General features: G+C 72.0%; 15 protein-coding genes. 9 read left to right on the top strand and 6 right to left on the bottom strand.

Annotated features, from left to right (window positions below):
- Positions 1–205: 205 nt before the first annotated feature.
- On the top strand, positions 206–1675 hold the full coding sequence (locus tag OTB20_RS15810; protein WP_267818062.1) for a nitronate monooxygenase: 1470 nt from the start codon (positions 206–208) through the stop codon (positions 1673–1675).
- Between the two features lie 93 nt (positions 1676–1768).
- Here OTB20_RS15810 and OTB20_RS15805 read toward each other — a convergent pair whose 3' ends face one another.
- Entirely contained in the window at positions 1769–2317 is a 549-nt protein-coding gene (locus OTB20_RS15805; RefSeq protein WP_267818060.1) for a hypothetical protein, read from the bottom strand.
- Positions 2318–2570: 253 nt separating this feature from the next.
- Positions 2571–4109, bottom strand: coding sequence for an MFS transporter (locus OTB20_RS15800; protein ID WP_267818058.1), 1539 nt, complete (start codon positions 4107–4109; stop codon positions 2571–2573).
- 131 nt (positions 4110–4240) lie between these two features.
- On the opposite strand from OTB20_RS15800, the gene OTB20_RS15795 reads away from it, so the two are divergent.
- On the top strand, positions 4241–5245 hold the full coding sequence (locus OTB20_RS15795) for an Lrp/AsnC family transcriptional regulator (protein WP_267818056.1): 1005 nt from the start codon (positions 4241–4243) through the stop codon (positions 5243–5245).
- 28 nt (positions 5246–5273) lie between these two features.
- Here the strand turns inward: OTB20_RS15795 and glgP are convergent, their stop codons facing one another.
- Entirely contained in the window at positions 5274–7910 is a 2637-nt protein-coding gene (gene glgP, locus OTB20_RS15790) for an alpha-glucan family phosphorylase (RefSeq protein WP_267818054.1), read from the bottom strand.
- A gap of 611 nt (positions 7911–8521) precedes the next feature.
- Between glgP and OTB20_RS15785 the strand changes: the two genes are divergently transcribed.
- From OTB20_RS15785 to glgB, 4 genes are all read left to right on the top strand, one after another.
- Positions 8522–10516, top strand: a complete 1995-nt coding sequence (locus OTB20_RS15785) for an alpha-1,4-glucan--maltose-1-phosphate maltosyltransferase (RefSeq protein WP_267818052.1) — start codon at positions 8522–8524, stop codon at positions 10514–10516.
- A complete protein-coding gene (treS, locus tag OTB20_RS15780) occupies positions 10513–12225 on the top strand; it encodes a maltose alpha-D-glucosyltransferase (protein WP_267752131.1) in 1713 nt (570 codons plus the stop codon). Before OTB20_RS15785 ends, treS begins: the two co-directional genes overlap by 4 nt.
- 163 nt (positions 12226–12388) lie before the next feature.
- Positions 12389–13828, top strand: a complete 1440-nt coding sequence (locus OTB20_RS15775) for a maltokinase N-terminal cap-like domain-containing protein (protein WP_267818050.1) — start codon at positions 12389–12391, stop codon at positions 13826–13828.
- Positions 13825–16131, top strand: a complete 2307-nt coding sequence (gene glgB, locus OTB20_RS15770; protein WP_267818049.1) for a 1,4-alpha-glucan branching enzyme — start codon at positions 13825–13827, stop codon at positions 16129–16131. Before OTB20_RS15775 ends, glgB begins: the two co-directional genes overlap by 4 nt.
- On the opposite strand, the gene OTB20_RS15765 is transcribed toward glgB, so the two are convergent.
- Positions 16109–16468, bottom strand: coding sequence for a thioredoxin family protein (locus tag OTB20_RS15765; RefSeq protein ID WP_324290375.1), 360 nt, complete (start codon positions 16466–16468; stop codon positions 16109–16111). The genes glgB and OTB20_RS15765 overlap by 23 nt on opposite strands.
- Before the next feature lie 24 nt (positions 16469–16492).
- The gene (locus OTB20_RS15760; RefSeq protein WP_267818047.1) at positions 16493–16918 is read right to left on the bottom strand and encodes a MerR family transcriptional regulator; all 426 of its coding nucleotides are present in this window, start codon (positions 16916–16918) and stop codon (positions 16493–16495) included.
- Positions 16919–17324: 406 nt separating this feature from the next.
- Between OTB20_RS15760 and OTB20_RS15755 the strand changes: the two genes are divergently transcribed.
- On the top strand, positions 17325–17948 hold the full coding sequence (locus tag OTB20_RS15755; protein ID WP_267818045.1) for a helix-turn-helix domain-containing protein: 624 nt from the start codon (positions 17325–17327) through the stop codon (positions 17946–17948).
- A 156-nt stretch (positions 17949–18104) separates the two neighbouring features.
- On the opposite strand, the gene OTB20_RS15750 is transcribed toward OTB20_RS15755, so the two are convergent.
- On the bottom strand, positions 18105–19130 hold the full coding sequence (locus tag OTB20_RS15750) for an ATP-dependent 6-phosphofructokinase (RefSeq protein WP_267818043.1): 1026 nt from the start codon (positions 19128–19130) through the stop codon (positions 18105–18107).
- A gap of 351 nt (positions 19131–19481) precedes the next feature.
- Between OTB20_RS15750 and pta the strand changes: the two genes are divergently transcribed.
- Positions 19482–21563: a phosphate acetyltransferase gene (gene pta / locus OTB20_RS15745; protein WP_267818041.1), complete on the top strand. Its 2082-nt coding sequence runs from the start codon at positions 19482–19484 to the stop codon at positions 21561–21563.
- Positions 21564–21619: 56 nt separating this feature from the next.
- Complete coding sequence (locus tag OTB20_RS15740) at positions 21620–22834, top strand: acetate/propionate family kinase (protein WP_267818039.1); 1215 nt, start codon at positions 21620–21622, stop codon at positions 22832–22834.
- Positions 22835–22867 lie beyond the last annotated feature (33 nt).

The raw sequence follows: 22867 nt of genomic DNA, 5'->3' as shown, positions 1-22867 counted from the left end.
GTGAACCAGAGCTGAACCGCTAGATCACGGGGCCGCCCGGGAGAAGACCTCCCCGGGCGGCCCTGTTCCATTCGCCCTGCCGGACAGGGTCCAGCGCCCCTGAGGGCCGGGACCTTCGGCGCCATCCGGCGGGCGACTCCCGGGTCATAGTGGAAATCGCGAACCTACGGAACCGTAGGTTCGGGTGATTCCGAGGACGTGACCCATGCCGCAGCCCCCCACGACCGCCCCCGCCGCGCACCATCCCTGGCTGATCCAGGGCGGCATGGGCGTCGGCGTCTCCGGCTGGCGGCTGGCCGGGGCCGTCTCCGGCGAGGGCCAGCTGGGGGTGGTCTCCGGGACCGCCCTGGACGTCGTACTGGCCCGCGTACTGCAGACCGGCGACCCCGGCGGCCACGCCCGCCGGGCGCTGGCGGCCTTCCCGCTGCCGGAGCTCGCCCAGGCCGCGCTGGACCTCTATTTCCGCGAGGAGGGCCTCGCGGACGGCGCGGCGATGCGCACCACCCCGCGACTGCGGGCGACGGGCGGGTCGCAGGCCGAGATCCTCACCGTCCTCGGCAACTTCGTCGAGGTCTGGCTCGCCAAGGAGGGACATGAAGGTGTCATCGGCATCAACTACCTGGAGAAGATCCAGCTCGCCACGGCCCCCGCGATGTTCGGCGCGATCCTGGCAGGCGTCGACTACGTGCTCGTGGGCGCGGGAGTCCCCGGTCACATCCCTGCCCTCGCCTCCCGGCTGGCGCGGTACGAACGCTGCGTGAGCAAGATCCATGTAGAGGGAGGACCTCAGGGGGAGGAGCCCCTGGAGCACCTCTTCGACCCCGCGGCCCTGCTCGCCGGGCACCTGCCCGGGCCGCTGCGCCGCCCCCACGTGCTGGCCATCGTCTCGCTGCCGGTGCTGGCCACCTATCTGGCCCGGGACGAGATCACCCGCCCCGACGGCTTCGTCATCGAGACCAGCCAGGCCGGCGGGCACAGCGCCCCGCCACGCGGGCCGATGCGGCTCGACGAGGAGGGCGAGCCGGTCTACGGCCCGCGCGACAACCCCGATCTCGCCAAGATGTCGGCGCTCGGGCTGCCGTTCTGGCTCGCCGGCGGCCAGGCCAGTCCCGAGGCCGTGGCCGGGGCGCTCGACGACGGCGCGGCCGGGGTCCAGATCGGCAGCGCGTTCGCCCTGTGCGAGGAGTCGGGGATGGCCCGCCACCTGCGCGAGGAGCTGCTCGACCAGGCCCGCGCAGGCACCCTCTCGGTCCGCAACGACCCCGAGGCCTCCCCGACCTCGTTCCCGTTCAAGGTGGCGGACCTGCCGGGGACGGTTGCCGAGCCGGAGGTGGCCGAGGCCCGGCGCCGGGTCTGCGACCTCGGGTTCCTGCGCACTCCCGTACGGGGCCCGCGCGGTCTGGCCTACCGGTGCGCGGCCGAGCCGGTGGCCGCCTACGTCCGCAAGGGTGGCGACGCGGCCGACACCAAGGGCCGCCAGTGCCTGTGCAACGGTCTGCTGGCCACCATCGGACTGGCCCAGCGCCGGCCGCACGGCCGGGTGGAGCCCCCGCTGGTGACGATCGGCAAGGACCTGTCGTTCCTCCCGAGGCTCGCCCCGAACGCCGAGCCCTACACGGCCGCTGACGTGGTGCACTGGCTCGCGGCCGGAGCTGCCCGGCCCGCCGGCCGCTGACACCCCGGCCATCCACGGCATACGAAAGGGCCCGGCACCCCCCATCGGGGTGCCGGGTCCTTCGGGCGCGCCCGGCCAGGGCCGGGCGCGGGATCAGCCGATGTTGCGGAAGATCGAGTCGAGCATGTCCGGCGTGGCCTGGCCGGCCGGCGCGGAGGCGGCGCGTCCGCCGATGCTGCGGTCCTCGTCGTCGCGCCACTCGTCACGGCCGCCGTCGTGCCGTCCGTCGTTCTCCTCGTCGCGCCAGTCGTGGCGACCGTCGTGGCGGCCGTCGTCGTCGAGCGGCTTGAAGTAGACGGAGGCCACCTCGGTGTCGCGCAGCCGCTCGCCCGGCTCCAGCTCCGCTACCGCCACCCCGCCGCAGTCGCGGTTGCTGTAGACCACCGCGAGGGAGTCGGTCTCGTTCTTCACCTCGAAGGCCGGGCGGCGCTCGGTGGTGTGCGTCAGCCGGTAGCAGGTGTCGTTGTCCCCCGGGTGGAGCTGACCGTTGCGGTGGTCGCCGTCCTCGTCGGTGTACCGGTAGTGCAGCGTGCCGAGGTGCTCTCGGTCGTCGTCGTGGTCGTTGGCGTGCGACAGTCCGGCGGTCGGCAGGACGAGCGCGAGGGCGCCTACGAGTGCGGCGGCGGTGGTGCGAAGACGCATGGGAGTCCGTTTCTCGGGTTCCTCGGGTTCCTCGGATGCCGGGTCCGGTTGGCATCCGCGGGCAGCGTAGGAGCGGACGAGCCCGGCGAAACGATTCGGCACGACAGCGCGTTCGAAGATTCACCCTCCCGGTCCCCCTCGGGGGCCGAACGCCCGAACGCCCCGGATCCGCGTCGGATCCGGGGCGTTCCAGGTCGTGCGCGAGGCGGCGTACGGGGCTTCGCGCGCAGCCCCGTACGCCCGTCCGGGCGGCTCAGGCGGCGGCGCGTCCGGCGGCCCGGTCCGCCGCCCCGGAGGCCTGGCCCGGCAGCGGGGCCGGGCCGGCGGGCGGAGCGGTGGCGGCCGGCCGGCGGACCAGCAGCACCAGGATCAGCGCCCCGGCCAGACCCATCGCCCCCGAGACCCAGAAGGTGTCGCGCAGCCCGCTCGCGAAGGCCGCCTCCACCCAGGCCCCGGCCCCCGGAACGGTGTGCAGCAGCTGCGCCGCCCCGCCGCCGGCCAGCGCCTCGGCCGTGCCGTGCGGCTGCCCGGAGCCGGCGAGGCCGTCGGCCAGCCCGGACTGGAACACCGCGCCGAGCACCGCGATGCCGAGCGCCATGCCCAGCTGTCGCGCGGTGTTCAGGGCGCCGCCGGCCATGCCCGCCCGGGCCGGGGGCACGGCCCCCATCGCGGCGGCCGCCAGGGCCGGGGAGATCAGGCCGACGCCCACCCCGGTGACGGCCAGGCCCGCCACCAGCGCCGTCCAGCCGTCGCCCGCGTCGAGCATCCAGCCCTGGAGCAGCGCGCCGACGGCGATGAGGAGCAGCCCGCCGCCGATGGTGATCCGGGGCGAGGCCCCGTGCAGGAGCTTGCCGGAGGCCGCGGCGACGAAGAAGCCGGCCAGGCTCATCGGCAGCAGCGCCAGACCGGCGCCGACCGGTCCCATGCCCTCGGCGGTCTGCAGCCACAGGGAGACGTACATCAGGTAGCCGAAGGCGGCGCCGGACATCAGCAGCGAGGCGGTCATCACGGCGACGAAGACCGGGCTGCGGAAGAGCGAGAGGTCCAGCATCGGACGGGAGCCGCGCAGTTCGACGAGGACGAAGGCCGCGAAGGAGGCGGCTCCCAGGGCGAACAGGGCGAGGGTGGTGAGGGAGGTCCAGCCGTTCTCGCCGCCGCGGATGAGGGCGTAGGTGACGGCCGCGGCGCCGGCGGTGAAGGTGGCCATGCCGGGCAGGTCCAGGCCCTTGGCGTGCGGGTCGCGGGATTCCGTCACCGCCTTGAGGGTGACGTAGACGGCGAGGGCGCAGACCGGGAGGTTGATGAAGAAGATCCAGCGCCAGCCGAACTGCTCGGTGAGCAGCCCGCCGATGATCGGACCGGCCGCGGCGGCCGCTCCGTTGACCGCGCCCCAGACTCCGAAGGCGACGCCCCGGTCGCGGCCCTGGTAGGTGGAGCTGAGCAGGGCCATGGTGGTGGCGAACATCGCGGCGCCGCCGATGCCCTGGACGGCGCGGAAGGCGATGAGCGCCGCCGGGCCCTGGGCCAGGCCGCAGGCGAGGGAGGCGGCGGCGAAGAGTCCGAGCCCGCCGAGGTAGACGCGGCGACGGCCGATCCGGTCGGCGAGCGAACCGGCGCCGAGCAGCAGGGCGGCCAGGGCGAGGGCGTAGACGTCCATCACCCACTGGAGGCCGGAGAACCCGGTGTGCATGTCGGCTGCCATGTCGGGCAGGGCGACGGTCACGATCGTGACGTCGACGAGGAGCATGAAGGCCCCGAGACACACCGCCGTCAGCGGCAGCCATTTACGCATGGGGGTTCTCCTCGGCTTCCACAGGCAGGGGGTCGTGGATCTCAAGGTGGCAGCCCGGTCCCCGCATCCCCCACCCAGGACCCGGAATCCGGCGGATTTCATCTACCGGGCGCCCTGCCATGATGGAAACCATGCAGACGCCCGTGATGGACTCCCTCGACCGGGCGTTGATCCAGGCCCTCATGATCGACGGCCGGGCCGCGTTCAGCCGTCTCGCCGAGGTCCTGGGGGTCTCCGACCAGACCGTCGTACGCCGCTACCGCCGGCTGCACGGCGAAGGCCTGGTCCGGGTGCTCGGACTGCCCCTGGGCAACCGGGTCGGCTTCTTCGAGTCCTGGCTGCGCGTGCAGTGCGCCCCCGACGCCGCGGGGTCGGTCGCGGACGCGCTGGCCCGCCGTCCGGACATCGGCTGGGTGAAGCTGGGCTCCGGCGGCACGGACATCCACTGCCTGACCAAGGCCCGCAACCGCTCCGACCGCGACACCCTGCTCCTCGACAAGCTGCCGCGCACCCGCCGGGTGACCGGGGTCTCGGCCCACACCATCCTGCGAAAGTTCACCGGCGGCCCGGACCGGTGGCTCGGCCTGGACGTACTGCGCCCCGACCAGGTGGCCGCCCTGGAGCCGCCGCGGCCGTCCGGTGACCAGAGCGAGCGGTACACCCTGGACGACACGGAGCTCGCGATCCTGGCCGTACTCGGCCGGGACGGCCGCGCCGGATACCCGGAGCTGGCCCGCGCGACGGGGCTCTCTGAGTCCACCGCCCGGCGCCGGCTGGAGCGGCTGCGGGAGGCGGGGGCGATGTACCTCGACGTGGAGATCGTGCCCCAGACGCTGGGGTACGAGGCGGAGACGACCCTGATGCTGACCGCTTCCCCGGCCCGGATGGCCGAGGCGGGCGCCGCGATCGGGAGCCACCCGGAGGTGCCGTTCGCGGCCGTCGTCACCGGGTCGGCGAACATCCTCGCGGTGGTGGTGTGCAGGGACGCCGACGCCCTGTACACGTACCTGACCGAGCGGATCGGCGCGGTGCCCGGCATCCATCAGGTGGAGGTGATCCCGACCCTGCGCAACGTCAAACGGGCCGGGATGCTGGTGGAGGACGGGCGGCTGGTCGACCCGCCGCCCGCCCCCTGAACCACCGCCGCCGAAGCGGCCGCGGCCACTACCGCAGCACTACGCCGCCGCCCGTGTCCGTGTCCACCGGCCCGGCGACCAGACCCAGTTCGGCCGGGGTCGCCAGCAGCGGGTGCGCCGGCATGATCCGCACGGTGTAGCCGAAGGGGCCCGTACGGTCGAGGGCGAGCGGGCCCTCGTACAGCCAGCGGCCCTCCAGGTCGGGTCCGCCGGCGGGCTTGAGCGGGAAGGCCCGCCCGTCCCGGATCACGTCCTGGGCGTCGACCCGGCCCGCGACGGCCTGTACCTCCACGTCCTCGGGGGCCAGGGCGTCCAGGGAGACCTGCACGCGCAGGGTGAGGGTCGCCCCGAGTTCGGCGGTGCCGCCGACCGGGCCCGCGGTCAGGGCCTCCACGTGCTCGACGGTGAGCTGCGGCCAGGCCGCGCGGACCCGGCCCTTCCACCAGGCGAGGTCCCGCGCCGCGTCCGGGTCCAGGGCGCGGTGGGAGAGCGCGGCCGGCGCGTAGAGCCGCTCCACGTACTCGCGCACCATGCGCCCCGCGAGCACCTTGGGCCCCAGCGAGACGAGGGTGCGCCGGACCATCTCGATCCACCGCACCGGGAGACCGCCGTGTCCGGCCCGGTCGTAGAACCGGGGGGCGACCCGGCCCTCGATCAGGTCGTAGAGGGCATTGGCCTCCAGGTCGTCGCGGCGGTCCTCGTCCGCGCCGAGGCCGTCGGCGGTCGGGATGGCCCAGCCGAAGTCCGGCTCGAACCATTCGTCCCACCAGCCGTCCAGGACGGACAGGTTGAGGCAGCCGTTGAGCGCGGCCTTCATCCCGCTGGTACCGCAGGCCTCCAGCGGGCGCAGCGGGTTGTTCAGCCAGACGTCGCAGCCCGGGTAGAGCTTCTGGGCCATGGCCATGCCGTAGTCGGGCAGGAACACGATCCGGTGGCGCACGCGGGGGTCGTCCGCGAACCTCACCAGCTCCTGGACGAGCCGCTTCCCGCCGTCGTCGGCCGGATGCGCCTTGCCCGCGACCACGATCTGCACGGGCCGGTCCGGGTCCAGCAGCAGGCGGCGCAGCCGGTCGGGGTCGCGCAGCATCAGCGTGAGCCGCTTGTAGGACGGCACCCGGCGGGCGAACCCGATGGTCAGCACGTCCGGGTCGAGGACGGAGTCCACCCAGCCCAGTTCGGCGTCGGCGGCCCCGCGCTGGCGCCAGGAGGCGCGCAGGCGATCCCGTACCTCTTGCACCAGCTGCTCCCTGAGCACCCGGCGCAGGTCCCAGACGTCCTGGTCGGGGATGTCGGCGACGGCGTCCCAGCGCTGCGAGCCGCCGACCGACAGCGCGTCCTCGGTGCGGCCGGCGCCGATCTGGCGCACGCCGAGCTTGACGACCTCGGGCGCCACCCAGGTCGGGGCGTGCACGCCGTTGGTCACCGAGGTGATGGGCACGTCGGCGGGGTCGAAGCCCGGCCACAGCCCGGCGAACATCTCGCGGCTGACGGCGCCGTGCAGGGTGGAGACGCCGTTGGCCCGCTGGGCGAGGCGCAGCCCCATCACCGCCATGTTGAACACCCCGGGGTCGCCGCCGGGGTACGTCTCGGCGCCGAGGGCCAGGATCCGGTCGACGGGTACGCCCTCCAGTTCGCCGCCTTCGCCGAAGTGGCGGGCGACCAGGGCCCGGTCGAAGCGGTCGATGCCGGCGGGGACGGGCGTGTGCGTGGTGAACACGGTGCCCGCCCGGACTGCTTCGACGGCGGCGTCGAAGCCGAGTCCCTGCTGCCCCTCCAGTTCCCTTATGCGCTCGAGTCCCAGGAACCCGGCGTGGCCCTCGTTGGTGTGGAAGACCTCGGGGTCGGGATGGCCGGTGATCCGGCAGTAGGCCCGTACGGCCCGCACCCCGCCGATCCCCAGCAGCATCTCCTGCAGCAGCCGGTGCTCGCTGCCCCCTCCGTACAGCCGGTCGGTCACCTCGCGGGCGACGGCGTCGTTGTCCTCGACGTCGGAGTCGAGGAGCAGCAGCGGCACCCGGCCGACGCGGGCCTGCCAGACGTGCGCGTGCAGGGCCCGGCCGCCGGGCAGGCTCAGGGAGACCCGGGCCGGGGTCCCGTCCTCTTCCCGGACCAGTGCGACGGGAAGTTCGTTGGGGTCGAGCACCGGATAGTGCTCCTGCTGCCAGCCGTCCCGGGAGAGGGACTGGCGGAAGTACCCGTGCCGGTACAGCAGCCCGACCCCGATGAGGGGGACGCCGAGGTCGCTGGCGGCTTTGAGGTGGTCGCCGGCGAGGATCCCGAGCCCGCCGGAGTACTGGGGCAGGGCGGCGGTGATCCCGAACTCGGGCGAGAAGTAGGCGATGCCGGCGGGCAGCTCGGCGGCGGCCTCGTGGCTCTGGTACCACCTCCCGCCGTGGATGTAGTCGTCGAGGTCGGCGGCGGCGACGGCGAGCCGTCGCAGGAACCGCCGGTCCCCGGCGAGCTCGGTGATCCGCGCGGCGGACACGGCACCGAGCAGCCGGACGGGATCCCCGCCGGCGGCTTGCCAGCCCTCGGGATCGACGGATTGGAACAGCTCACGTGTCTCGCCGTGCCAGGACCAGCGCAGGTTGCGCGCGAGGTCGGCTAGCGGCGAGAGGGTCTCGGGGAGGACGGGGCGCACGGTGAATCGACGGATAGCCTTCACGCGTTCCACCTTCGCAGGGGATTACGGATTGAAGCGGCCGCACCACGCTGTGCACCGCGAGCGTCACCCCCGGAAGGCTAGCGCCGCCGGTCCCGTCCGGCCATGGTGCCTCCGGCGGACGGGCCGCCGCCGCCCTCGCGCAGCGGCCCGGTGCGGCCCGGTTCCGCCCCACCGCACCGCCCCGTTTCGCGGTGTCCGTGCGTGTGCCGGGCCCGAGGGGGCAGGAGCGTGGAGGAGACGTTGCGTTCCGGGGGTCCGCGTACCCGATCGGCATCAGCGGTGGACCTCCGGTAGTCCTTTCCGAGTTGACGGAGCATCGGCGGATGTCGGGCCGGGGCTCGCACGCGGGCCGGCCACTACGTACCAGTAGTTGACCGAGCACGCGGATTGGTCCGGGCTGGAGTGGGAAGGGCTCCCGGGTACGCGCACTGCGCAGCCTCCCCCGAACCTCTCCCGCCACCCGAGTGAACGCGGACAGGAGCGGCCATGCCCGCAGCCCAGCCGTCTTCCGAGCAGCTAGAAACAGAGCGAACAGAGCGTGCACTACCAGCCGCCATGCCGGCTGGCCTGTTGTCACCGAGCCCTGCGAACTGCCCCCAGGTGATCCCATCATGATCGGTCGCATTCCCGTGCTGGACGTCCGCCCCGCCGTCGACTGCGGCGTCAGACCCGCCAAGGCGGTCGTGGACGAGACCTTCGAGATTTCCGCCACCGTGTTCCGCGAGGGACACGACGCCGTGGCGGCCCATGTCGTGCTCCGTGATCCGAGCGGGCGGCTACGACCACCCGTGCCCCTGTCCGAACTCGCTCCCGGGACCGACCGGTGGGGGGCGCGGGTGTCCACCGACGTCGAGGGGAGGTGGACCTACACCGTCGAGGCGTGGAGCGACCCGGTGGGCACCTGGCGGGCCCACGCGGCGGTGAAGATCCCGGCCGGGATCGATACGGCGCTCACCCTCCTGGAAGGCGCGGAGCTCTACGAGCGGGCAGCCGCGAGGATCCCCAAGCGGGACGGCCGCGAGCACGTGCTCGCCGCCGCCGACGTGATGCGGGACGAGGACCGGCCCACCGCCGAGCGGTACGCGGCCGCCCTGGGCCCCCGCATCGACGCGCTGCTCGCCAAGCGCCCGCTCCGGGAGCTGGTGACCGCCTCCAAACGGCTGCCGCTGCTGATCGAGCGCAAGCGGGCCCTCTTCGGTTCCTGGTACGAGATGTTCCCCCGGTCGGAGGGGGCGGTGCTGGAGCCCGGCGCGGCTCCCGTCAGCGGGACCTTCGAAACCGCCGCCGAGCGTCTGCCGGCCATCGCCGCGATGGGCTTCGACGTCGTCTACCTGCCGCCGATCCACCCGATCGGGAGCACCTACCGCAAGGGCCCGAACAACACCCTGTCCGCGGGGAGTTGGGATCCGGGTGTGCCCTGGGCCATCGGCTCCACCGAGGGCGGCCACGACGCCGTCCACCCCGAGCTCGGCACGCTGGAGGACTTCGACGCCTTCGTCGCCAAGGCCCGCGAGCTGCGCATCGAGGTGGCGCTCGACTTCGCCCTGCAGTGCTCCCCGGACCACCCGTGGGTGGAGAAGCACCCGGAGTGGTTCCGCCACCGCGCCGACGGGACGATCGCGTACGCGGAGAACCCGCCGAAGAAGTACCAGGACATCGTCCCGATCCACTTCGACGCCGACATGGCCGGCATCGTCGCGGAGACGGTACGGATCCTGCGGCACTGGATGGAGCACGGGGTCCGCATCTTCCGGGTCGACAATCCGCACACCAAGCCGGTGATGTTCTGGCAGAAGGTGATCGCGGACATCAACAAGTCGGACCCCGACGTGATCTTCCTCGCCGAGGCCTTCACCCGCCCCGCGATGATGCGGGCCCTCGCCGCCACCGGCTTCCAGCAGTCCTACACGTACTTCACCTGGCGCAACACCAAGGCCGAGCTGACGGAGTACCTGACCGAGCTGGCGGACACCCGCTCCGCCTCCGTCATGCGCCCGAACTTCTTCGTCAACACGCCCGACATCCTGCACGCGTACCTTCAGCACGGCGGCCGCCCCGCCTTCGAGGTCCGCGCGGTCCTCGCCGCCACCCTGTCCCCCACCTGGGGGGTCTACGCCGGCTACGAGCTCTGCGAGAACACCCCGGCCAAGGAGGGCAGCGAGGAGTACCTGAACTCCGAGAAGTACGAGCTGCGGCCGCGCGACTGGGCCGGCGCCGAACGCGAGGGCCGCACCATCGCCCCGCTGATCACCGCACTGAACCGGCTGCGCCGGCGCAACCCCGCACTCCAGCAGCTGCGCGACATCCATTTCCACCCGACCGACAACGAACAGGTGATCGCCTACTCGAAGCACTCGGGCGGAAATTCCGTACTGGTGGTCGTCAACCTCGATCCGCACCACACCCAGGAGGCGACGGTCTCGTTGGACATGCCGGTACTCGGCCTCGACTGGCACGGGTCCCTCGCGGTGCGCGACGAGCTCACCGGCGAGACCTATCACTGGGGCAGGGCCAACTACGTGCGCCTGGAACCGGGCCGCACGCCCGCGCACGTACTGGCGGCTCTGCGACCGTCCCCGCCCACCGGAGGGTCACCCATCTCATGATGATCAACGATCCCGTCCCCGACACCTTCGAGGACACCCCCGTCAAGGACCGCGACCCCGACTGGTTCAAGCGGGCGGTCTTCTACGAGGTCCTCGTACGGTCCTTCCACGACAGCAACGGCGACGGCGTGGGTGACCTCAAGGGGCTCACCGCCAAGCTGGACTACCTCCAGTGGCTCGGCGTCGACTGCCTCTGGCTCCCGCCGTTCTTCGCCTCACCCCTGCGCGACGGGGGCTACGACGTCGCCGACTACACCTCCGTACTGCCCGAGTTCGGCGACCTCGCCGACTTCGTGGAGTTCGTGGACGCGGCGCACACCCGCGGCATGCGGGTGATCATCGACTTCGTCATGAACCACACGAGCGATCAGCACGAGTGGTTCCAGCAGTCCCGCAAGGACCCCGAGGGGCCCTACGGCGACTACTACATGTGGGCCGACAACGACAAGCAGTTCCAGGACGCCCGCATCATCTTCGTCGACACCGAGACCTCGAACTGGACGTACGACCCGGTCCGCAAGCAGTACTACTGGCACCGGTTCTTCTCCCACCAGCCGGACCTGAACTACGAGAACCCGGCCGTCGTCGAGGAGATCGTCTCCGCGCTCCGCTTCTGGCTCGACCTCGGCATCGACGGCTTCCGCCTCGACGCCGTGCCCTACCTGTACGCCGAGGAGGGCACCAACTGCGAGAACCTGCCGCGCACCCACACCCTCCTCAAGGCCGTCCGCGCCGAGATCGACGCGCACTACCCGGACACCGTGCTGCTCGCCGAGGCCAACCAGTGGCCCGAGGACGTCGTCGACTACTTCGGCGACTTCGAGAAGGGCGGGGACGAGTGCCACATGGCGTTCCACTTCCCCGTCATGCCGCGCATCTTCATGGCGGTACGAAGAGAGTCCCGCTACCCGGTCTCCGAGATCCTGGCGAAGACACCGGCGATCCCGGACCGCTGCCAGTGGGGCATCTTCCTGCGCAACCACGACGAGCTCACCCTCGAAATGGTCACGGACGAAGAGCGCGACTACATGTACGCCGAGTACGCCAAGGACCCGCGGATGCGGGCCAACATCGGCATCCGGCGCCGGCTCGCCCCGCTGCTGGACAACGACCGCAACCAGATGGAGCTGTTCACCGCCCTGCTGCTGTCCCTGCCCGGTTCGCCGGTGCTGTACTACGGCGACGAGATCGGCATGGGCGACAACATCTGGCTCGGCGACCGCGACGGGGTGCGCACGCCGATGCAGTGGACCCCGGACCGCAACGCCGGTTTCTCCTCCTGCGATCCGGGCAGGCTGAACCTGCCGGTCATCATGGACCCGGTCCACGGGTACCAGGTGACCAATGTCGAAGCGGCGATGGCCTCACCCTCTTCGCTGCTGCACTGGACCCGCCGGATGATCGAGATCCGCAAGGCCAACCCGGCCTTCGGTCTCGGCTCGTACACCGAACTGCCCTCGTCCAATCCGGCGGTGCTCGCCTTCCTTCGGGAGGCCCCCTCGCAAGAGGGCGGACCGGACGACCTGGTGCTGTGCGTGCACAACTTCTCGCGCTTCGCGCAGCCCACCGAGCTCGACCTGCGGTCGTTCAACGGGCGGATCCCGGTGGAACTCACCGGCGACGTCCGCTTCCCGCCGATCGGCGAGTGGCCGTACCTGCTGACCCTGGCGGGCCACGGCTTCTACTGGTTCCGCCTGCGCTCGGAGTGAAGTCCCGCTCGGAGTGAAGACGCACGAGGGCGGGCGAATGGGTCAATCGCCCGCCCCTGTACGGATCATCCTGACCCGACACTCACTCATGCCCGAGCAGCAATCATCGCGATCCGGGACACTCTGCGCATTCTTTGACGGCCCGGGGAAAGGACGCGACGCCATGTCGGAGGCTGCATCCGCCCGGAATCGGCTCACCGCCGACCGAACCGCCGGGCTCGGTCCACTGGAGCCGATGCTGCGGGCCTGGCTGCCCGCACAGCGCTGGTTCGCGGGCAAGGGCCGCGCCATCGGACGGCTCAGAGCGATCTCGGCGGCCGAACTGCTGCCGCCCGGATCCGCTCCCGGACTGCTGCACCTGCTGCTGGACGTGGACGGTGACTGCTACCAGCTGCTGCTCGGCACCCGCCCGAGCCCGCTGCCGCCGGCCCTCGCGCCCGCGCTGATCGGCCACGCCGAGCAGGGCCCGTACGCAGGCCAGTCGGTCTACGAGGGCCTGGGCGATCCACGGCTCGCCTCGCTGCTGCTGGAGCGGCTGCGCTCCCCCGGCACCCTGGGCCCGCTCCGCTTCGACCGGGATCCGGCCGCCGTGATCCCCGAGGCACCCACCCCCCGGCCGCTCGCCGGGGAGCAGACCAACTCCTCGCTGATCTACGGGGATTCGTACATCCTGAAGATCTTCAGACGAGTCGGCCCCGGGGTCAACCCCGACCTGGAGCTGCCCCGCGCCCTGGCCGCCGCGGGCTGCGCCCGGGTCCCCGCGCCGGTCGCCTGGTACGAGGCCGAGCTGCCCGGCTCCGAACCCCTGACCCTGGGCGTGCTCCAGCCCTACCTGCGCGGCTCCGACGACGGCTGGCAGCTCGCCCTGCACCGGCTGCGCACCGGCGCCGACTTCACCGCCGAGGCGCACGCCCTGGGCCGGGCCACCGCCGAGGTGCACAGCGCGCTGGCCGGGGCCCTGCCCACCGTCGCCCTCGGCCCGGAGCAGACGGCCCGGCTGGCCGCCGGGATGACGGCCAGGCTCGCCGCCACCGCCCGCGAGGTACCGGCGCTGCGCCCCTACGAAGCCGGGCTGCGCGGCGCCTTCGACGCACTGGCCGCCTCACGGGGGGCCGGGGTGGCCGCCCAGCGGATCCACGGCGACCTGCACCTGGGCCAGACCCTGCGCACCGCGGACGGCAGTTGGGCGCTGATCGACTTCGAGGGCGAGCCGGCCCGGCCGCTGGCCGACCGGCGCCGCCCGGAGCCGGCGGTCCGGGACATCGCCGGGATACTGCGCTCCTTCGACTACGCGGCCCGCTCGCACCGGCCGTTCGCCCCCGCCTGGGCGGACGCCTGCCGGGCCGCCTTCTGCGAGGGCTACGCCCGCACCACCGGCCGGGACCCGCGCGAGGACCCCGTGCTCCTGCGCGCCTACGAGACCGACAAGGCGGTGTACGAGGCCCGCTACGAGTCCCGGCACCGCCCCGACTGGCTGCACGTGCCGATGGCGGCGATCCGGCGGCTCTCCGAGCCCCAGGGTCCCCCCGCCCACCTCAAGGATCCCCCGGCCCCCCGCTCCACCACACCCCACCCGAAGCCCCCGAGGAGGCCGCTCGCGTGAGCGCCGCACGACAGCCGACACCGACCGTCCGCGACGAAGCACAGGCCACCGTCACCGGCCCCGAGCCGGCGAAGAAGGCCCGGCCCCCACGGGCCCGCCGGGCCGCCCCGCCGCACGGGGTCCGCCAGGCGCCCGGGCTCGCCGCGCAGGAACGGGCCCGGCTGCTGGAGGGCCGCCACCACGATCCGCACGGGGTGCTCGGGGCCCGCACCCAGCGGGGCGGGGTGTCCTTCCGGGTGCTGCGCCCGTACGCGAAGGCGGTCACCATCCTCGCCAAGGGGCTGCGGGCGGAGCTCTTCGACGACGGCGACGGGCTGTTCTCGGGGCTGCTGCCGCTGACCGGGGTGCCGGACTACCGGCTGCTGGTGACGTACGACAGCGACGAGGTGGAGGTCCACGACCCCTACCGGTTCCTGCCCGCGCTCGGCGAGCTCGACCTGCACCTGATCGGCGAGGGCCGGCACGAGGAGCTGTGGACGGCGCTCGGCGCGGAGCCGATGGAGCACCAGGGCGTGGCGGGCACCAGGTTCACGGTGTGGGCGCCGAACGCGCAGGGGGTGCGGGTCAGCGGGGACTTCTCGTACTGGGACTCCGTCGCGTACCCGATGCGCTCGCTCGGGGCGACGGGCGTGTGGGAGCTGTTCCTGCCCGGGGTCGGCGAGGGCGCCCTGTACAAGTACGACATCACCCGCCCGGACGGCTCGCACACCCTGCGCGCCGACCCGATGGCCAAGTACGCCGAGGTCCCGCCGGCCAACGCCTCGGTGGTGACGGCCTCCTCGTACGTCTGGCAGGACGCCGAGTGGATGGCGACGCGCGGTGAGCGCCCGCCCCACCAGGCCCCCCTCTCGGTGTACGAGCTGCACCTGGCGTCCTGGCGCCCCGGGCTCTCGTACCGGCAGCTGGCCGAGCAGCTGCCCGCGTACGTGACGGAGCTCGGCTTCACGCACGTGGAGCTGATGCCGGTCGCCGAGCACCCCTTCGGCGGCTCCTGGGGCTACCAGGTCACCGGCCTCTACGCGCCGACCTCCCGGATGGGCACCCCGGACGACTTCCGGTTCCTGGTGGACTCGCTGCACCGGGCGGGGATCGGGGTGATCCTCGACTGGGTGCCGGCGCACTTCCCGCGCGACGAGTGGGCGCTCGCCGAGTTCGACGGACGGCCGCTGTACGAGCACCACGACCCGCAGCGGGCCGCGCACCCGGACTGGGGGACGCTGGAGTTCGACTACGGGCGCCGCGAGGTGCGCAACTTCCTCGTCGCCAACGCCGTGTACTGGTGCCAGGAGTTCCACGTCGACGGGCTGCGCGTGGACGCGGTGGCCTCGATGCTCTACCTCGACTACTCGCGCGAGGAGGGCGAGTGGACGCCGAACGAGCACGGCGGCCGGGAGAACCTGGACGCGGTGGCGATGCTCCAGGAGATGAACGCGACCGTCTACCGGCGCTGCCCCGGCGTGATGACGATCGCCGAGGAGTCCACGGCGTGGCCGGGCGTCACCCGCCCCACGGACGGGGGCGGGCTCGGCTTCGGCCTGAAGTGGAACATGGGCTGGATGCACGACACCCTGCGCTACGCGTCCAAGGAGTCGGTGCACCGCAAGTACCACCACCACGACATGACCTTCGGGATGGTCTACGCGTTCAGCGAGAACTACGTACTGCCGATCTCGCACGACGAGGTGGTGCACGGCAAGGGCTCGCTGGTGTCGAAGATGCCCGGGGACTGGTGGCAGCAGCGGGCCGCGCACCGGGCCTACCTGGGCTTCATGTGGGCCCACCCGGGCAAGCAACTGCTCTTCATGGGGCAGGAGTTCGCGCAGGGATCCGAGTGGTCCGAGACGTACGGACCGGACTGGTGGCTGCTGGACTCCTCGTACGCGGCGGCCGGTGACCACCGGGGCGTACGCAGCCTCGTGGGCGACCTGAACCGCACCTACCGGGCGGCACCCGCCCTGTGGGAGCGGGACACCGTCCCCGAGGGGTTCGCGTGGGTGGAGGGGGACGCGGCGGAGGACAACGTGTTCGCCTTCCTGCGGTTCGCGCAGGACGGCTCGCAGCTGCTGTGCGTCTCGAACTTCTCGCCGGTGGTCCGGCACGGGTACCGGATCGGGGTCCCGGAGGACGTCCCGCTGTGGCAGGAGGTCCTCAACACCGATCTGGAGGGCTACGGCGGCAGCGGCGTCCACCACACCCAGCCGCTGCGGCCCGAGCCGGTGCCCGCACAGGGCCGGGCGGGCAGCCTGCGCATGACCCTCCCGCCGCTGGCGACGGTCTGGCTCAGGCCGATGCCCCGGCGGTAGCCGCCAGAACCCCTTCCAGCTCCTGGAGGAGCCTCCGCTTGGCGCGGGCCCCGACCAGCTGCAGGACGGGCTCGCCGTCGCGGAAGACGAGCAGGGTCGGCATGGACAGCACCCCGTAGCGGATGACCGTGGCGGGGTTGGTGTCCGCGTCGATCTGGACGACCTTGAGTCGGCCGGCCTCTTCCGCGGCGACGGCGGACAGGACGGGTGCGAGCTGGCGGCACGGGCCGCACCAGTCGGCGGTGAACTCCACCAGGACGGGCCGGCCCCGCTCGGCGAGCACCTCCGCCTCGAAGTCCGCGTCGCTCACTTCGGCCACACCGTGTGCTTTGATCATTGCTTCCCCTCTCGTCCCGGCCGGTCAGCCGGTCATCTCACATCTGGGCCGTGCCGTTTGGGCATCGGCGTCGGCTTCGGGTCCCGTACCTGCTTCGGCCTCGGCTTCGGCTTCGGCCAGCTGTCGCGCGACCTGGTCGCGTACGCCGCCGAGCCGCCCGATCAGGCCGTCGAGTTCGGCGAGCTTGCGCCGGTAGACGGCCAGTGATGCCGGACAGGAGTCGCCCGACGGGTGCCCGGCGCGCAGGCATTCCAGGAACGGGCGGGTCTCCTCCAGGTCGAAGCCGAAGTCCTGGAGCGTGCGGATCTGGCGGAGCAGCCGCAGGTCTTCCTCGTCGTAGGTGCGGTAGCCGTTGCCGTCGCGCCGGGCGGGCAGCAGCCCCCGCGACTCGTAGTACCTGAGCGTCCGGGTGCTGGTGCCCGCCCGCCCGGCCAGTTCGCCGATTCGCATGTCCCGACCGTAATCCTTGACGCCGACGTCAGGGGAAGGGGAAGGGAGAAGAGGGAAGCGGGGCCCTCACCACCCCCGTGCGCGAGGGCCCCCACCTCTGGAGTACGCGGCGCGCGGATGGCCGGTTCGAGTCGGTCCGGTCATGTGAGAGGGATCACGCCCAGGACTATCGCTACGGGCGGCCGGAAACGTACGCTAGGAAGTGGATCACGGATGGATCCGATTACCGGACAGTCGCAGGGAAAACGGCACAAAGCCCTTTACTTCATAGGACGTTCCTACGAGTTATGGGCTTGTTTGATTGGTCTGTAGTCGCCACGCCCCGGCCACTCCTACGGTGTGCCGTGTGCACTCCAGCCCACCTTTCAATGCCCCCGCCGCGCGTCGTCTCCGCGCGGCCCTGGGCATGGCTCCCGGTCATGTCGCCTATGGCCTGCGCGCCCAGTACGGTCTGCTCGTCACTCCCGAGACCGTGATGGCGTGGGAGCGTGGCGAGATCTCGCCCACCTCCCCGGAACTCACGGCCCTGGCCGGCGTGCTCTGGTGCTCCCCCGGTGAGCTGCTCGCCGAGCCCGTCACCCTGCGGGAACACCGCGTCTCCCGGGGACTCGGCGCCGATGACCTGGCCCGCCGGGTCGGAGTGGAGGCGGGCGCCTACCAGAAGATGGAGGACACCGGCCGCTGGAAGGGCAACGAGCGGCAGTCCGCCGCTCTGGCGACGGCGCTGGGGCTGACGCTGGCCCAGTTCGTGACGGCGACCGGGAAGCACGAGGAGCTGGCCGAGATCCTGCGCAGCGCGGTGACCACGCGCTGGCAGGCGTACGTCAAGCCGCTGGCCAAGCTGCTTCCGGTGCCCAAGGCGCACCTGGAGCGGGTGCTGGAACAGCTGCACGGCGAGTACCAGTCGCGGATGGTGGCGACCCTCAGCTGGGGCGGCGGTCAGGGCGCGGCCGGCAGCGGCGACTCGGGGCGCGAGTACCTCACGGACATCGTGGAGCGGTTCTGGTACCTCGCGGGCGGTGCGTCGTAGGACACATTCCACCCGCCGGCACCCTACGGGAGAGGCCCCGACCGCGTCCGGACGAGGACGCGATCGGGGCCTTTCGGCGGTCCGATTCGGGGCGGGAGTCCCGCCCCGGGGGGCGTTCCGCGGCGGAATTCGGGACCGCCGTCCCGGCCGGGACGGTCAGAAGACGGACTCGGCCTCGTACATGCGGTCCTCGGGGACGGTCTTCAGCTCCGTGACGGCATCGGCCAGCGGGGCCATGACGATGTCGGTACCGCGCAGGGCGGTCATGTTGCCGAAGTCCCCGCGGTGGACGCCCTCGACCGCGTGCCAGCCGAAGCGGGTCGCGAGGACGCGGTCGTAGGCGGTGGGGGTGCCGCCGCGCTGGACGTGGCCGAGGATGACCGGGCGGGCCTCCTTGCCGAGACGCCGCTCCAGCTCGACGGCGAGGCGGTTGCCGATGCCGGCGAAGCGCTCGTGGCCGTACTGGTCGATCGCGCCCTTCTCGTACGGCATGGAGCCCTCGCCCGGGTGCGCACCTTCGGCCACGCAGATGACGGCGAACTTCTTACCGCGGGCGAATCGTTCCTCCACCATCTTGACCAGGGCGTCCACCTCGAAGGGGCGCTCCGGCAGGCAGATCCCGTGGGCGCCGCCGGCCATGCCGGACTCCAGGGCGATCCAGCCCGCGTGCCGGCCCATGACCTCGACGACCATGACGCGCTGGTGCGATTCGGCGGTGGTCTTCAGACGGTCGATGGCCTCGGTGGCGACCATGACGGCGGTGTCGAAGCCGAAGGTGCGGTCGGTGGAGGAGATGTCGTTGTCGATGGTCTTCGGTACGCCGACGACGGGCATGCCGGCGTCCGACAGCATCCGGGCGGCGGTCAGGGTGCCCTCGCCGCCGATCGGGATCAGGGCGTCGATGCCATAGCGCCTGGCCAGGTCGGCAGCGTTCTCGGCCGCTTCGTGGAGGCGGGCGCGCTCCATCCGGGCTGAACCGAGAATCGTGCCGCCGCGGGCGAGGATGCCGCTGACGGCGTTGATGTCGAGGGGGCGGAAGTTACCGTCCAGGAGGCCCTTGAAGCCGTCCTCGAAGCCGATGACCTCGTCCCCGTGCCCGACCACGGCACGGTGTACGACCGACCGGATGACAGCATTCAGGCCCGGACAGTCGCCGCCTGCGGTGAGAACTCCGATACGCATCGTGCTGTGTCTCCTGCTCCTGGTCGTACCTGGCCGTTCGCGTGCGGGCGAACGGCCGACCGGACATATGAGGGTCTGTATGAAGGGCGTAATGGATGAAGCCTGTCCGATTGTTCCACGGGGACGGGGTCCGGCGCGCTCTGCGCTGCTCCACCCACCGGGGGTCCGACAGGCCTTTGGACCCTCTCCGACAGGCCCTTTTCCCGGCGGGCGACCTGTCGATCCACAGGGGTATCGTCAAGAGGTCAAGCCCACATTTACCGGGACAACCGACTCGTATATCCGCCCTGCCGCGGCCAGAATCGTGGTGGGGCGATCCCGAGACTTCACACGATGGGACGGAGAGCAGGCGTGACGCGCAGCGTGTACGTGACGGGTATCGAGCGGGGGGACGGCCGACAGGTCGTCGAGCTCGGCATCATGGAGCTCCTGACTCGCCAGACAGGCCGGGTGGGCGTGTACCGCCCCCTGCTGCACGACGGGCCCGACCGGCTCTTCGACCTGCTCAAGGGCCGGTACCGGATCGACCAGGACGCCTCCACGGCCTACGGCATGGAGTACCACGAGGCCTCCGCCATCCTGGCCGAGAAGGGCACCGACGAACTGGTCTCCCAGCTCGTCGGCCGCTACCACAAGGTGGCCCGCGACTACGAGGTCGTGCTGGTCCTCGGCACCGACTACGCCGACACCAACCTCCCGGACGAACTGGCGCTCAACGCCCGCCTCGCCAATGAGCTGGGCGCGCTCGTGATCCCCGTCGTGGGCGGCACCAAGCACCCCGCCGAGGCCGTGCGCGCCGAGACCCGCAACGCCTACCGTGCGTACGAGGCCCTGGGCTGCCACGTGGGCGCGATGGTCGTCAACCGGGTGGCCGCCGAGGACCGCGAGGTGATAGCCGAGCGCCTGGCCGCCCGGCTGCCCGTGCCCTGCTACGTCCTGCCGGACGACAAGCACCTGTCCGCCCCCACGGTCGCCCAGATCACCCGGGCGCTCGGCGGCGAGGTGCTCCTCGGCGACGAGGCCGGACTGGCCCGCGACGCCCTGGACTTCGTCTTCGGCGGAGCCATGCTGCCGAACTTCCTGAACGCCCTGACCCCCGGCTGCCTGGTCGTCACCCCCGGGGACCGCTCCGACCTGGTCATCGGCGCGCTCGCCGCGCACACCTCCGGCACCCCGCCGATCGCCGGTGTGCTGCTGACTCTGAACGAGCGTCCGGGCAAGGACATCCTGACGCTGGCCTCCAAGCTGGCGCCGGGCACCCCGGTGGTCTCGGTGGCGGGCAACAGCTTCCCGACGGCGGCCGAACTCTTCTCGCTGCAGAGCCGGCTGAACTCCGCGACCCCGCGCAAGCTGGAGACCGCGCTCGGCCTGTTCGAGCGCCACGTGGACACCGCCGAGCTGCGCGAGGTGCTCTCGGTGGCCCGCTCCGAGCGCGTCACGCCGATGATGTTCGAGAACCAGCTGCTGGAGCAGGCCCGCGCCGAGCGCCGCCGGGTGGTGCTCCCCGAGGGCACCGAGGAGCGCGTGCTGCGCGCCGCGGACGTGGTGCTGCGCCGCGGGGTCTGCGACCTCACCCTGCTGGGCGAGGAGCAGGCGATCCTGAAGAAGGCCGCCGACCTGGGCATCGACATCTCGGCCGCCCAGCTCATCGACCCGGCGACCTCCCCGCTGCGGGAACGGTTCGCCGAGTACTACGCCAAGGCCCGCGCCCACAAGGGGATGACGGTCGAGCTGGCTCACGACGTGGTCACCGACGTCAACTACTTCGGCACCCTGATGGTCCAGGAGGGCCTCGCCGACGGCATGGTCTCCGGCTCGGTGCACTCCACCGCCGCCACCATCCGCCCGGCCTTCGAGATCATCAAGACCAAGCCCGACGCGTCGATCGTCTCCTCGGTCTTCTTCATGTGCCTGGCCGACAGGGTCCTCGCGTACGGCGACTGCGCCGTGAACCCGGACCCGGGCGCCGAGCAGCTCGCCGACATCGCCATCCAGTCGGCCACCACCGCCGCCGCGTTCGGCCTGGAGCCGCGGATCGCGATGCTCTCGTACTCGACCGGCACCTCCGGCTCGGGCGTGGACGTGGACAAGGTCCGCAAGGCCACCGAGATCGTCCGCGCACAGCGCCCCGATCTGCTGATCGAGGGGCCGATCCAGTACGACGCCGCCGTGGAGCCGTCGGTGGCCGCGACCAAGCTGCCCGGGTCCGAGGTGGCCGGCCGCGCGACGGTGCTGATCTTCCCCGACCTCAACACCGGCAACAACACGTACAAGGCCGTGCAGCGCTCGGCCGGCGCCGTGGCGGTCGGCCCGGTCCTGCAGGGTCTGCGCAAGCCCGTCAACGACCTCTCGCGCGGCGCCCTGGTCCAGGACATCGTCACCACCGTGGCCATCACCGCGATCCAGGCGCAGTCCCAGCCCGTGGCCGGCTGACCCCTGCCCTCACCGATCCCCCGCCGAACCCCCACCGCAAAGGAAAGACCCCCATCGTGACCGCATCGCGCGTACTCGTCCTCAACTCCGGTTCCTCGTCGGTGAAGTACCAGCTGCTCGACATGGCGGACGCCACCCGCCTGGCGGTCGGTCTGGTGGAGCGCATCGGCGAGGAGACCTCACGGCTCGTGCACGAGCCGCTGACCGGCCCGGGCGCCGCGGTCGGCAAGCGCGAGCGGACCGGTCCGATCGCGGACCACGGGGCGGCGCTCCGGGCCGTCGCGGCGGAGCTCGCCGCCGACGGGCTGGGTCTGGACTCGCCCGAGCTGGCCGCGGTGGGTCACCGGGTGGTGCACGGCGGGACCAAGTTCACTCACCCGACGCTGATCGACGACGCGGTGCTGGCCGAGATCCGCGCCCTGATCCCGCTCGCCCCGCTGCACAACCCGGCGAACGTGACCGGCATCGAGGTGGCCCGCGAACTGCGTCCGGACCTGCCGCAGGTCGCCGTCTTCGACACGGCCTTCCACTCGACCATGCCGGAGCACGTGGCCCGGTACGCGATCGACGTCGCGACGGCCGACAAGTACTCCATCCGGCGGTACGGGTTCCACGGCACCTCGCACGCCTACGTGGCCCGCGCCACGGCCGCGCTCCTCGGCAAGGCCGAGCAGGACGTGAACGTGATCGTGCTGCACCTGGGCAACGGCGCCTCGGCCTCGGCCGTCCACGGCGGGGTCTGCGTGGAGACCTCCATGGGTCTGACCCCGCTGGAGGGCCTGGTCATGGGCACCCGCTCGGGCGATCTGGACCCGGCCGTCGTCTTCCACCTGGCGCGCGTCGGGGGCATGAGCGTCGACGAGATCGACTCGCTGCTCAACAAGAAGAGCGGTCTGCTGGGTCTGTGCGGCGACAACGACATGCGCGAGGTGCAGCGGCGGGCGGCGGAGGGCGACGCCTCGGCGCGCCTGGCGCTGGCTTCGTACATCCACCGTCTGAAGAAGTACATCGGCGCCTACTCGGCGGTACTCGGCCGGGTGGACGCGGTCGCGTTCACGGCGGGCGTGGGCGAGAACTCGTCCGAGATCCGGGAAATGGCCCTGGCCGGTCTGGCCGAACTGGGCCTGGCGCTCGACCTGGAGGCGAACTCGGTACGGTCCCCCGAGCCGCGTCTGGTCTCCGCGGAGTACGCCCGGGTGGCCGTGGCCGTGGTTCCCACGGACGAGGAACTGGAGATCGCCAGCCAGACGTACGCGCTGGTTACCGGCTAGTCACTTTGGACTTTCCGCCAGACGGAATATTCC

The sequence above is a fragment of the Streptomyces sp. H27-H1 genome (assembly GCF_026627445.1).
In the GTDB taxonomy this organism is placed as follows: Bacteria; Actinomycetota; Actinomycetes; order Streptomycetales; family Streptomycetaceae; genus Streptomyces.
The sequence above is the reverse complement of the archived record's forward strand: the minus strand, read 5'-3'. Positions and strand labels throughout refer to the sequence as shown.

Bases quoted from the DNA above. Each gene is read 5' to 3' on its own strand.
- OTB20_RS15810 (WP_267818062.1), top strand. From the start codon at position 206: ATGCCGCAGCCCCCCACGACCGCCCCCGCCGCGCACCATCCCTGGCTG.
- OTB20_RS15805 (WP_267818060.1), bottom strand. From the start codon at position 2,317: ATGCGTCTTCGCACCACCGCCGCCGCACTCGTAGGCGCCCTCGCGCTC.
- OTB20_RS15800 (WP_267818058.1), bottom strand. From the start codon at position 4,109: ATGCGTAAATGGCTGCCGCTGACGGCGGTGTGTCTCGGGGCCTTCATG.
- OTB20_RS15795 (WP_267818056.1), top strand. From the start codon at position 4,241: ATGCAGACGCCCGTGATGGACTCCCTCGACCGGGCGTTGATCCAGGCC.
- OTB20_RS15785 (WP_267818052.1), top strand. From the start codon at position 8,522: ATGATCGGTCGCATTCCCGTGCTGGACGTCCGCCCCGCCGTCGACTGC.
- treS (WP_267752131.1), top strand. From the start codon at position 10,513: ATGATGATCAACGATCCCGTCCCCGACACCTTCGAGGACACCCCCGTC.
- OTB20_RS15775 (WP_267818050.1), top strand. From the start codon at position 12,389: ATGTCGGAGGCTGCATCCGCCCGGAATCGGCTCACCGCCGACCGAACC.
- OTB20_RS15765 (WP_324290375.1), bottom strand. From the start codon at position 16,468: ATGATCAAAGCACACGGTGTGGCCGAAGTGAGCGACGCGGACTTCGAG.
- OTB20_RS15760 (WP_267818047.1), bottom strand. From the start codon at position 16,918: ATGCGAATCGGCGAACTGGCCGGGCGGGCGGGCACCAGCACCCGGACG.
- OTB20_RS15755 (WP_267818045.1), top strand. From the start codon at position 17,325: ATGGCTCCCGGTCATGTCGCCTATGGCCTGCGCGCCCAGTACGGTCTG.
- OTB20_RS15750 (WP_267818043.1), bottom strand. From the start codon at position 19,130: ATGCGTATCGGAGTTCTCACCGCAGGCGGCGACTGTCCGGGCCTGAAT.